The sequence below is a fragment of the Ruminococcus hominis genome (assembly GCF_014287355.1).
Classification (GTDB): Bacteria; Bacillota; Clostridia; order Lachnospirales; family Lachnospiraceae; genus Schaedlerella; species Schaedlerella hominis.
Genome location: NZ_JACOPE010000001.1, coordinates 3,216,420 through 3,228,668 on the forward strand (window position 1 = coordinate 3,216,420; position 12,249 = coordinate 3,228,668).

At 36.7% G+C, this 12,249-nt stretch carries 11 protein-coding genes and 1 pseudogene; 4 read left to right on the top strand and 8 right to left on the bottom strand.

Translation table 11 applies throughout. The annotated features are described in order from the left end of the window. Positions 1 to 3: 3 nt before the first annotated feature. The 4 genes and pseudogenes from H8S40_RS14620 to H8S40_RS14635 form a co-directional block, all read right to left on the bottom strand. Positions 4 to 1,047, bottom strand: a pseudogene (locus H8S40_RS14620) (L-threonylcarbamoyladenylate synthase); the annotation flags it as partial. A 105-nt stretch (positions 1,048 to 1,152) separates the two neighbouring features. Then, positions 1,153 to 1,926, bottom strand: coding sequence for an N-acetylmuramoyl-L-alanine amidase family protein (locus tag H8S40_RS14625; protein ID WP_366482615.1), 774 nt, complete (start codon positions 1,924 to 1,926; stop codon positions 1,153 to 1,155). Between the two features lie 70 nt (positions 1,927 to 1,996). Further along, the gene (locus tag H8S40_RS14630) at positions 1,997 to 3,919 is read right to left on the bottom strand and encodes a glycosyl hydrolase family 18 protein (protein ID WP_186865504.1); all 1,923 of its coding nucleotides are present in this window, start codon (positions 3,917 to 3,919) and stop codon (positions 1,997 to 1,999) included. A 57-nt stretch (positions 3,920 to 3,976) separates the two neighbouring features. Then, positions 3,977 to 4,228, bottom strand: a complete 252-nt coding sequence (locus tag H8S40_RS14635) for a hypothetical protein (RefSeq protein ID WP_022075502.1) — start codon at positions 4,226 to 4,228, stop codon at positions 3,977 to 3,979. A gap of 545 nt (positions 4,229 to 4,773) precedes the next feature. Between H8S40_RS14635 and H8S40_RS14640 the strand changes: the two genes are divergently transcribed. After that, on the top strand, positions 4,774 to 5,520 hold the full coding sequence (locus H8S40_RS14640) for an adaptor protein MecA (protein ID WP_118687865.1): 747 nt from the start codon (positions 4,774 to 4,776) through the stop codon (positions 5,518 to 5,520). 113 nt (positions 5,521 to 5,633) lie between these two features. Here the strand turns inward: H8S40_RS14640 and H8S40_RS14645 are convergent, their stop codons facing one another. The 4 genes from H8S40_RS14645 to H8S40_RS14660 all read right to left on the bottom strand — a co-directional run bounded on the left by H8S40_RS14645 (position 5,634) and on the right by H8S40_RS14660 (position 9,739). Beyond that, positions 5,634 to 5,843 carry a DUF1858 domain-containing protein gene (locus H8S40_RS14645; protein WP_022075504.1) on the bottom strand — a complete coding sequence of 70 codons (210 nt, stop codon included), beginning with the start codon at positions 5,841 to 5,843 and terminating at the stop codon, positions 5,634 to 5,636. 942 nt (positions 5,844 to 6,785) lie between these two features. Continuing rightward, complete coding sequence (locus tag H8S40_RS14650; RefSeq protein ID WP_186865505.1) at positions 6,786 to 7,559, bottom strand: C40 family peptidase; 774 nt, start codon at positions 7,557 to 7,559, stop codon at positions 6,786 to 6,788. 371 nt (positions 7,560 to 7,930) lie between these two features. After that, complete coding sequence (locus H8S40_RS14655; protein ID WP_118724004.1) at positions 7,931 to 8,983, bottom strand: family 43 glycosylhydrolase; 1,053 nt, start codon at positions 8,981 to 8,983, stop codon at positions 7,931 to 7,933. A gap of 57 nt (positions 8,984 to 9,040) precedes the next feature. Beyond that, complete coding sequence (locus tag H8S40_RS14660; RefSeq protein WP_118687863.1) at positions 9,041 to 9,739, bottom strand: MFS transporter; 699 nt, start codon at positions 9,737 to 9,739, stop codon at positions 9,041 to 9,043. A 443-nt stretch (positions 9,740 to 10,182) separates the two neighbouring features. Between H8S40_RS14660 and H8S40_RS14665 the strand changes: the two genes are divergently transcribed. The 3 genes from H8S40_RS14665 to H8S40_RS14675 all read left to right on the top strand — a co-directional run bounded on the left by H8S40_RS14665 (position 10,183) and on the right by H8S40_RS14675 (position 12,227). Continuing rightward, the gene (locus H8S40_RS14665) at positions 10,183 to 11,106 is read left to right on the top strand and encodes an AraC family transcriptional regulator (RefSeq protein WP_186865506.1); all 924 of its coding nucleotides are present in this window, start codon (positions 10,183 to 10,185) and stop codon (positions 11,104 to 11,106) included. Between the two features lie 101 nt (positions 11,107 to 11,207). Next, entirely contained in the window at positions 11,208 to 11,597 is a 390-nt protein-coding gene (locus H8S40_RS14670; RefSeq protein WP_118738509.1) for a Fur family transcriptional regulator, read from the top strand. 87 nt (positions 11,598 to 11,684) lie between these two features. Beyond that, positions 11,685 to 12,227, top strand: a complete 543-nt coding sequence (locus H8S40_RS14675) for an NADH peroxidase (RefSeq protein ID WP_118687862.1) — start codon at positions 11,685 to 11,687, stop codon at positions 12,225 to 12,227. Positions 12,228 to 12,249 lie beyond the last annotated feature (22 nt).

The window sequence follows — 12,249 nt, forward strand, 5'->3', positions numbered from 1 at the left end:
TGCTGAGATTCTTGTATGTCCTGCCGCCTTCTCAAGACGATTCATGATTGCTTTTCCTATCCCCTGCAAAGCAAATGATTCACTGTAGATCAAATCTACTTCTTCTGCATCAAAATCACGCAGGATTGCATAAAGATTTCTCGCAATCGTCTCTTCATTTTCACGGCTTCCGATATTCTTGATCACACCATTTGTATAATACGCAATTGTTTCGTTCGTTGCAATGATTCCAACGCGCTTGCCCTGTCTGATTGCTTCATACACAAGCTGGCGGATTGCCAGAACTTCTTCCCTGATATTACCCTCTACAATCGTTAATTTGGCCTTTGGTGCATAATGACGATACTTCATTCCAGGTGCCTTTGGCGCCTTTTTTGTCTCTATTCCAAGAATTGTCTCATCAATCGTTACATGATCGATCACTTCTTCAAACATCTCTGCTGTAATTGCACCGGGTCTTAAAATCATCGGCGGATTGACCGTCATATCAAGAATTGTAGACTCCAATCCGATATCTACGCTTCCTCCATCTATAATCATGTCAATCTTTCCGCTCAAATCTTCACTTACGTGTTCTGCTGTCGTCGGACTTGGACGTCCCGAAGTATTCGCACTTGGTGCCGATACAAATCCACCGCCCGCCAGAATTAATTCTCTCGCAATCGGGTCACTTGGCATTCTGACAGCCACTGTATCTAATCCTCCTGTTGTTCCATATGGCACGATATCTGTCTTTTCAAATATCATCGTCAGTGGTCCCGGCCAGAATCGATTAGCCAGTGCTTCTACGTCTTTCGAAATATTCTTAGCTACCTTCTCCAAATCTTCTAAAGTTGCAATATGCACGATCAATGGATTATCCGAAGGTCTGCCCTTTGCTGCATAAGTCTTTTTCGCTGCCTCCTCGTCCAGCGCATTCGCCCCCAAACCATAAACCGTCTCTGTCGGGAACGCTACCAGACCGCCCTTCTTAAGAATCTCTCCTGCTTCTTGCATAATCTGCATGTCAATATTATGTTTATCTACTTTTCTAATTATCGTTTCCATAAATTTTATTATACCATTTTTCATAGTAAAAAAAAATATACATCTTCTAAAAAGCAGTCTATCGGGCAAACTTTCTACTAATATTTACAGAAAAAATGCAAATTTCTAACTTATATCTTTCAGATATGTTTCAATTCCATTACAAATTGCATCTGCAACCTTTTCCTGGTATTCATCTGTGCTTAATTTTTCCGCTTCTTCCCGATTGCTTAAAAATCCGCACTCTACAATGATGAGCGGAACCTCTGTACGCTTCAACATGTAATAAGTGTCATTTGCTTTCGCCTGTCTTTTGTTATCTGCGTCCACACTCAATAAACTATTCTGCATATATTCTGCTGCACTTTTCCCTTCCGTTGAATGCGTATAATAGAAAACCTGTGCCCCACAAATTCCTTCCTGCTCATAACTGTTTTGATGAATACTAACTGCCAACACTGGCTTATTTTCATTAATTATATCTACTCTTGTTTTCATATCTTCCACTTTTGAATCTGCCAGTCCCCTTTCATCTGTTCGGGTCATCATCACAACAATTTGCTTTTCCTGTAATTTGGATTCTACTTTCTTTGCAATCATAAGATTGATATCCTTCTCTTGTACGCCATTAATCCCAATCTTTCCCGGATCACTTCCCCCGTGCCCACTATCCAGCACAATCTGTACCTTTTTATTCTCTATCTGTGTGCTCTCTACACTTGTTTCACTTCCCATATCTTCTACATTCTGACTATTATTTTGCATATCATCTACTTTACTTATAACATGTTCATAAAACTTTGTCCCGATAATCTGGCTCCCAATTGCAACTCCCATTAAACAGACTATCACAAGTACTGTTTTACCCTTTGTCTTTATTTCTTTATAATTTAACTTCAAAAAAACATCCCTTCCCACATATATTACTTTTAAAATATATGCAGAAAAAGGATGTCTCTTTCTTACTTATTTAATTTACATACTGCAGAATCATATCCCAAACATCAGAATTCTCCCAACCAAGCTTCCACTCTGCAACACCTGCAAGATTATCACTCTTGATCAGTTTCAATTTTTCCTCCAGGGATTTTGTATCTTCCAGCCAAATTTTGTAGATTCCATCTTCCGTTTCCCACTGTGCATAGTTCTGCTTTGTAGTATCATCCCATTCAGTCTGTGCACCCGCATCCTGAACTACCTGCTGTGCTTCATCCATACCTAATGCTGTACTACTTACTTTATTCTTATAATTTGCCGCTTCAGTTCCCTCTTCGGATGCCAATTCAGCATCAGTCTTCGGAGTTTCTAACCAAAGTCTCGTGTAAAATGGAATTGCTGCTATCAGCTTATCAGATGATACACTCTTTGCTGCATTCTTAATTCCATCTTTTACATAATTATAAGATGATACAGAACCTGCTTCATAAGACCCTTCTGTATGTTCGTCATATGCCATAATTACAACATAATCTGCGACAATTCCCTGTTCCTTTAAATTATAATGCTCATTATATGGTTGCGGAACATAATTATCTATTGAAAATACTAATCCATTCTGTCTGCATTTTACTGACAATTCTCTCACGAACTGAATATAATGCTCTCCACATTCTGTTGAAATCAATTCGAAATCAAGATTGATTCCATCAATTCCTGTCTGAAGTGCTGCAGCAATAATCTGATTCGTCAGATTCTCACGTTTTGAAGTGTAACTTAATACTTCATAAGTCTCATCATAGCTATTGATTCCACCATGAAAATCTCTGACTGTAGCCCATACGTCAAGATTCACCTGATGTGCATAATTAACATAATCTGAACTTGCAAGTGATGTCAGATTTCCATCGGTATCTGCAATTTTAAACCAAGTAGGAGCTATCACATTAAGCCCTTTTGTAGATGCAATTGTTTCTAATGCATAACTGTTCGCATCTTCATTTTCAACATTGTGCCATGCCATATTAATCGTATGACCTACAGAAATATTCGTGTATTTTGGTTCGTCAAAATCTCTTTTTGTCGTTTCTTTCTGAATCTTCTTTAACGTTCTTGTCTTAACATATCCGACAAATCCGTCTTCCGTTGCTATTTTCTTCCAGCCATCTTCATCTTCCAGCACGGTTACTTTATCTGACTTCTTCACTTCTGTCAGAATTGGGCTCTTCACTCCGCCTTGATAACGCACCTCTGTTTTTTTCTTTATGATCGCACTTTCAATCTCTCCCCAGCTACTTGTAATTGCAACACGATTCGGGGTTTTGTATATGTTGTAATCCATGTTCGTATACTGTTGGATGAATGGAACGGCTATATATGCTGTTCTTCCCTCTGTCTTCAGAATTGTATACGTCTCACTTTTCTTCTCTGTAACTTCTGTATAATCTTTGCTTCCAACTTCAACTGAAACATTGCCGTTTGGTAATGTATATAGCATAATGTTCTCATTTGGGTCCCAATAAAAACGTTCGTTTATATAATCTCTGACAACAGAATATTCCACATACGCTTCACCGTCAATCAATCTGCCTACCGCATTCCCATCGCTATTTTTGATTACTTTATTATTTACTGTGACACCCAGCTCATTTTTATCACTGATTCCATAATAATTTTTCAAATCAGCTTTCTCTTTAGATGAACCATATTTGTGATAAAGTATGAATCCCAAGCCCACTGCGACAACTAAAATAATACATATTACTCCTCTGATTATAAAAAGTCTTCTTCTACGTCTCGCACGATTACGTCTTGCTCTATTCACATTGTTTGAAGTTCTTCTTCTCTGCGCATCTGCCTCTGGATACCCTGCTCCAGCTCTTCCGCCTCTACCTGACTGTACCGGTCGTCTGGTTTTCTTAACTTGACGCTTTTGGCGTCTTTCTCTTTCGTCCATGGCGTACCTCCTATCAGATTCCATTATACCATATTACACTGTCTGAAATAAAGGGGTTTACGACGGTTTATGCTCATTCTCAGTTTCATTTTTCTTTGTTACATTGATAAAAGATAAGGATTCGATATATCCATCTGCATTCATCTCATAATCCCGCATATAACTGCCTTCTTCTCGGGCCATTAGTTCTCTCACTACCTGCATCGGGCTGACATGACTTCCTTCCATCAACAGACAGACGCCATTCCTTTCGTATCCTTCCAATTCTGTATACAATTCTGTGTATACCGTTCCATTACTTAAATCCATTTTTTTGACTCTGCTCCTTTCCATGTCGGTTCTGATAAATATACATTTATATATATCATCTATATATCGGAGGTTAGGTGTGTGACATGCCGTAAGATGATATGTCCAAAAGATAGTACGAACCGTACCATGACTTTCTCTTTTTTAATTATTAGTTGTGTACTGTCCTAGAATTCAGGACTCGAATTCTTTAGAATATGCAACTTTCCAATTTAATCTGAATAGTTGCTCGTATTTTTCGAATAGATTTTTTTGACTGAAATGTTTATGAAATGTTATTGTTATCCGAATTTAGATCTTACGATTCTAATTGTATTTCCCGAAATGATTCTTTCCTCCTCTCGTATATTAATTTATTTATCACGAAATACTATCTTCTGTACTTGCCATTATAGGAACATCTTTCCCATATTTCAATGTGTTTTTTGTTCATAAGTGCTGTGGATTTGTTGATAAGTAATATATTTGTGTTTTTCTTTACATTCGAAAAAGATTTGTTTATACTAATCATGAGAAATAATATATAAATGTAAGGATGTGATCATATGAAAATTGAAAAAATTAACGATAACCAGATTCGTTGTACATTGACACATGCCGATTTGGCTGCCCGCCATTTGAAACTAAGTGAACTTGCATATGGTACTGAAAAAGCCAAGTCCTTATTTCGTGATATGATGCAACAGGCATCATTTGACTTTGGTTTTGAAGCTGACGATATTCCATTGATGATAGAAGCAATTCCAACTTCTGCTGACACAATTGTACTTATTATTACAAAGGTTGAAGACCCGGAAGAATTGGATACCCGTTTTTCAAAATTCACGTCTGCAGGGGAAAATGATTTTCCTCTCCCTGAGACATTGAATAAACTTGAAGGTGCAGATGAATTTTTAGACTTACTCAATAAAGTAAAGGGTGCTGCTGCCAGCGTATCTGCTACATCATCAGAACAGGAAGAGGAAAAAACGGCAGAAGATGCACCTGTTCCACTCAATGTCAAATTATATTCCTTTGACAATATCGACCAGGTCATTCAAATGGCACAGTTAATCGGTTCTCTTTATCATGGTGCTAATACTTTGTATCGTGATAACAACAGTGATGGTATTTACATTCTGGCACTGACACAGTCAGAGCATACAAAAAATGAATTTAATAAAGTCTGTAATATGCTTTCTGAATATGGTTCTCCGGAGAAGGTATCTACTACGATTCTCGCATTTCTTGAAGAACACTGTGAGATTGTGATAGCAGCCGATGCCGTACAGAAACTGGCGCATCTTAGCTAATAACAGATATTCATTTATCGTACCTGCTATGATGTAATCATTATTTTTAAGCAAAAAAATGTCCGAAATTCTTCAAATCGAATTTCGGACATTTTTATTTTAGTCATTTTAATTTATTTTCCTGCTGCTGTCATTGCTGCATTGATCTTCTCAACAAGTAAATCTGCATCAATACCATGAACCATAGCTGCTTCTTCTAATGACTCCATCTGTGAAGATGGGCATCCAAGACAATGCATTCCAATTTCCATTAAGATTGGAGCTGATTCTGGAAATACATTCAACAATTCGCCAATTTTTGTAGCTCTTGTAATCTGTGCCATTTTCAATTTCCTCCTTATTGTTTCGTGTTTCCTATTATAATCCCATACATTGAATTTAGCAACTCCAAAAATGTATCAAATATCTGAATTGTCACTTCAATTCTCATAGATTTTAGACATCTTAAAAGTCAATTATTTTTTTGTTTTTTTTCGACAAAAATGCATTTTCATAATTTACACCAAAACATCTGTTCTTTTTTTATTAAAAGTAATTCACATAAATGTGGGTTTTTAATGTGGATAATGTGAATAACTATGAGGAAATCTCTAATTTATCCACCATTTTCCGAATTTTCAATGTGAATAAGTTGAAAACTCCATTTTCAAGATTTTCGACGTTTTTCTGTTTTTTTGTGCATTTTGCCATTCGACATTTTCCCATTGGAGAACTTTTAACAATCTTTCCTGTCTTATTATTTTGTAAACTTTCTGTAAATTCACCCTGTTACACACAAATACCTCATTACTGTCATACTTTTTCACATAACTAACTCCAAACAGTTGTTCATGTACTAGTTACCCACTATTTTCCCCCAACATATTAACAAAATGTGGATAACTTTGTGAATTTCTGTGGATAACTCGGTTTTTCATGTGAAAAATCAGGGGTATACCAGTGAAAAATTATCCTTTCCCTGTTGATAATCTGTTGAGAATTGGTGAATAATCTTCTATTTTTCAGTAAAAGTCGGTGTATATTACACTATTTTTCATGTTGATAGTGTGGATAAGCTATTTGGCTAAGTTATCCACATATTTATCTCAGTCGAGAAGACTCCTACCTCTTCAGGTAGTGAGTAAAAGCAAATTTGTCTCAGTGGGAGTCCAATCTCAGACTGAGATAAACGCTCCGCGAGGATGCGCAGTGATTCTGATATACTTTCTTCCTATAATAATGTAAAAAAATGATGCGGAAGTTTTTCTCCGCACCATTCTTCATATCTATAATACTCTCCTCACTGTCACGATTGGTGCATACGTTGCCGTGCATATACCAATCCCATCTGCTTCATTCATTGCATTTACAATATTCCCATCACCCATATACAAGCCAACGTGACCATCATAAAGAATCAAGTCACCCGGCTGTGCCTGTTCATATGATACTTCATATCCGATATTTTCCATATCCCATGTGGTTCGCGGAAGACTTATCCCAAAGTTTGCATATACAGACTGTACAAATCCTGAACAATCTGCACCACTAGTTAAACTTGTACCTCCCCATACATAGGGATTCCCAATAAACTGACAAGCAAAATCTATAACCTGCTGTCCTGTTGTATATGACGAAGATTGTAACGCAACCGTTTCTTGTGCCGTCCCCACACTATCTTTTTGTGCCTGTTTTTCCTCTTCTGCAAATTCATCTTTGTCCACTTTCTCAGTCGTGATCCACTCACCGGACACCCATCCGTCTACATCCCCTACTGTGATCGGATACCATCCATTTACTGAGTCCCCTGTTACTTCATAACGTTCTTGTTCTAAAACTTGCAATAAAATTTGAAAATCGGTTCCCTGACCGGCTCTTACATTCAGCACATCTGCCGTTACTGTTGCAACTGTAACTTGATCGATTCCTGCAACCTGCGATACTACATTTACATTTTCATCTGCATCTGCTGCATCTACTACCATTGCACTCCCCGGAATCATCAATGCTCCAACTATTGCAGAAGCAATCAATTTTTGTTTTATGTGTACTTGTTTCATCTAAAACCTCCTTACTGTTTTTTCTTTATCTTTTGTAGGAAGTTTTTAATTGTTACACATTTGTTAACTTTTAGTTACATTTGCATTGTATCAACAAAATATTATTTTGTCAATATTTTACCATATCTTTCCATCTTCATCCTACGACCTTATCTTACATATTATTTCATATTTTCCGTTCTTTATGTAATATATTTGTAATATTTTGTCATTATCATACATCCCGGAATTTATTTTCATCATTCACAACTAGCTTCATTATACAAATAATAAGAATTTCTTTTTTATATCAAAACAGGTGTTGTCAGTAATCTTGGAAGCATAAACTTCCTAACCTACTAACAACACCTGTTATCCTAATTTATTACTTTTTACTCGTAATCTTCTATTCTCCACTCGTCTTTCCAATCAATATAAACCATATCTCCATCAAAACGAAGTGGTAACCATACATAATCTGCAATGGATGTATTCTGAATCGGTTCCTCTCCCATGCGGCTAAAATCAAATTCTTTCTCTTCTTCTGAATAAATACTGTTAAACATTTCCTCATAAATTGGATATTCTTTATCCATATTCTGTGGCAGCCATCGATCTGCACACGCAATGTATAAATCTTTTTTTCCTTCCACTTTAAAGATACATGAGATCTGACTGTGGAAAGATGTCTGACTCTCATCTCCAACATGAGGATTTCCCAATACTTTATATGGTCCATGCCATGTATCTGCAACAGCTACTTCTGACGGATTTGGTAAATATCCTGTTGTTCCGGAAGTAATCAGATAATGTTTTCCTTTTCTTTTAAAATGTGCCGTTGCCTCTCTCACATATGGTGGATGTTTTCTCGGAAAATGCGTAGAATAATATCCTGTAACATCTGTATAATCTTCCGTCAGATCCGCACAAATTGTTTCCGAATGCACACGTTCAAAGTAATAATATGCTTTTCCATCTTCTGCTACAGCAAGATCAAAATCTCCTGCATTCATTCCCAATGGCTGTAATCCTTCTTTCACCTTCGTGTATGGACCAAGAATGTGATTTGCAACCATTACAGTTTCTGTCTGTGTCTGGAAACTGTCTTTGTTCATAATTTTCATCCAACATACATATTTCTTTGTTTTCTTATTATAAATAATATGTGGTCTGTCCATACATGATTCCGGATGCAATGAAGATGTAGGATCACCTGGTTCCGGTGGAATAATAATTCCTCTGTCTTCCCAGTTATACAAATCTGTGGAACTATAACATTTCACTCCCCAATGCCAGATACCATTCACACCATCTGTTTTCTCTTTATTTTCTCCATACCAATAATACACGCCATCAATGTACATAATAGAACCGCCATGAGCCTGAATACGATTTCCATTTGTATCCAACCATACCTTACCCGGATATATCGCCTGATTCTTCATATTTATTTCCTTTCTCCACTATCGTAATATTTCTATAAACATTCTTTCAGCTTCACACTATTTTTCTTTCTGGTGTCTTTCTTCCAGTTCTTTGACAATTGTCGGATACTGTTTTTCCAGTTTGTAGAAGCTAAGAATAATTACACACAGAATATTTAAGACAATTGGAAGCACTACATATACAATCGTAATACCTGTTAAAGCCGATGCAGTCTGTACCTCTGCTGCACCATTATATCCTGCCCATGCAAGAATCCATCCACAGAATGCTGTTCCCAAAGCTGTACCACATTTGGAACCAAAACTATTTACTGACATGATCAGCCCTTCCTGACGATAACCATTCTGCCACTCACCATATTCTACCGTATTACAAAGTAATGGATAAGAGCACCACTGTGTACTACATCCTACAGCAAAAATAACCGAACCTATATATACTGCCATAAGAGATGTACTTCCACCAAGACCAACGACCACACGTCCCAATGTCATAAGCAAAATACCACCAATCAGGCCGTTCTTCATACCAGTTTTTGCGATCACAGGTTTTGAAAGAGGAATCAGGAAAAGCATCGGCATGGATAAAATCATTCCTACTACTGCTACCGACTGTGGTTTTCCACATACATACGCAAGATAATAAAACATAGATCCCATATTCAGTGAAATAACCGCTGCATTAACGTGCGCATAATTTGTATAATATACAAGTAGATATGCGCTCATTGCTGCAAACAACAAATTTGTTCCCATTTCACCACTGGAAAATGCTATTTTTCTCTCCAGCTTAGCTTTCCTTTTGAATTCACTCCCATTTTAATATCCTCCTTTTTTCTAAAGGCATCATATCATTGCAACCACATTTTCCGCTCTGTAATATCATAATGAATTCACTTTATTTTCCTATATTTTTTAATATTTATAATTAAATATATCCTGTTTTTTTTGTTTTTTACTATTCATCTTGTATCTTTTTTAATTTACACTGTTTGAATTGGATGATATACTGGTGCAAAGGAGGTAAGCATATTATGAATTTCTACGTTTCACTTGGAGATATCCAGGATAGCATTGATAATTTTAACCGAGTTCATAATAACCATCCTAATCTTCCGGATATTCTTCATGAACTGTATAAAAACCAAAATTATATTTGTTCCGAGTCAGAGCTTCCTGATATAAGTGGATTTGCCCTGATGGATGATGATGAATTTTTGAAAAAAATACGTACTTTATATTTCCGTTTTCCTGGAAATATTCTAACTAATATAGAAGATTTTGATGTTGTCCCTATGAATGCAGACTTAACCGTTATAAGTCAGTTTTGGAATATTAATACCTTTATTCACATGCATGATTGTTTTGAGATTAATTATATTTTCAAAGGTCAGTGTGAGTTTGTCTTTCTGGATGAAAAAAGAATACTAAAAGAAGGGGATTTCTGTATTATTTCTCCTTTTACAAACCATTCTACCAGACTTCTCGATCCAGATTCACAGATTTTCCCTATCCTTGTGAAAGAACAAACTTTTAGTAAGACATTTTTCCCACTTCTTTCCAATGATGATATTCTGTCCCACTTTTTCAGGAAGATTTTATCAAATACAGATGAGCCAAATTATCTGCTTTTCCAGACAAGTGCTTCTCCTGATGTACGTTTTTTAATGAAAGAACTTTTTTTAGAAAATTTTCAATATGATAAATATGTAAATCAAAGCAGCGTCCACTGGCTTAGCCTTCTATTCGTAAGCATTCTACGAAATTACGAAACATACAGCCAGTTTTCCAGTTATAATAACGGAATTGCCTACGCTCCTATTTTGCGCTACATACAAAGTCACTATACCACAATTACCCTGTCCGAACTTTCAAAAATTTTTCATTATTCTGTGCCTTATCTGTCAAAAATAATAAAGGAAACTACAGACCAGTCATTTTCTTCTGTAGTCCGAAAATTAAAAATGAGAGCGGCAGTTCAATTGTTAGAAACAACAAATGATTCTATCGAAAAAATAGCAGAAGATGTCGGCTATAACAGTTCCGATCATTTTTACAGAGTATTTACTGATTATTATGGAATGTCTCCAACAAAGTATCGAAAAATTCATCAAGAAACTTGAAAATTTTTTTCAAAAAATGTTGACTTTTCTTCTCAAAAGTTGTATATTCTAATTACAGTAATTGTTACTATTATTGTTTAAGTTTTAAGGAGGGATTCCCAATGGCAACATTAAAATTCAGCCGACAACGAGAATCCATCAAACAGTATCTGGCCTCGACTAAAGAGCATCCAACTGCCGACATGGTTTATATGCATGTAAAGGAAGATTATCCTAACATCAGTCTTGGAACTGTATATCGGAATTTGAATCTTCTTACGGACATTGGTGAAGCATTGAAAATCGCCACTCCAGATGGAGCCGACAGATTTGATGGATGTGTCAAGCCACACAATCATTTTTTCTGCACTGAGTGCAGACGGGTTCTTGACCTTGACCTGGATATGAAGGAAATCGAACAGATAAACAAGGCAGCCGCCTCGAATTTCGACGGTATTATAGAATCCAGTAACACTATTTTTTATGGTAAATGCGGTGACTGCATAAAATAGCTATAAACTCACAGATTTCTGCGAATTATAACTATGAAAGGTCTTAATTATACCAAAATTTCATTTTAAGAAAAGGAGAACAAAATTATGAAAAAATTTGTATGTACAGTATGCGGATACGTTCACGAAGGAGATGCTGCACCAGAGAAATGTCCAGTTTGTGGTGTTGGTGCTGACAAATTCAAAGAGCAGACAGGTGAAAGAGAATGGGCTGCTGAGCACGTTGTAGGTGTTGCTAAAGGTGTTAGCGAAGACATCCTTGCTGATTTAAGAGCAAACTTTGAAGGAGAATGTTCAGAAGTTGGTATGTATCTTGCAATGGCAAGAGTTGCTCACAGAGAAGGTTACCCAGAGATCGGTCTTTACTGGGAGAAAGCTGCTTACGAAGAAGCAGAGCACGCTGCTAAATTTGCAGAACTTCTTGGAGAAGTCGTAACAGATAGCACAAAGAAAAACCTTGAGATGAGAGTTGACGCTGAGAACGGAGCTACAGCTGGTAAATTTGACCTTGCTAAACGTGCTAAAGCTGCTAACCTGGATGCAATCCACGATACAGTACATGAGATGGCAAGAGATGAAGCTAGACACGGAAAAGCATTCGAAGGACTGCTCAAGAGATATTTCGGCTAATATTTGACACTTCCAAGAGGGT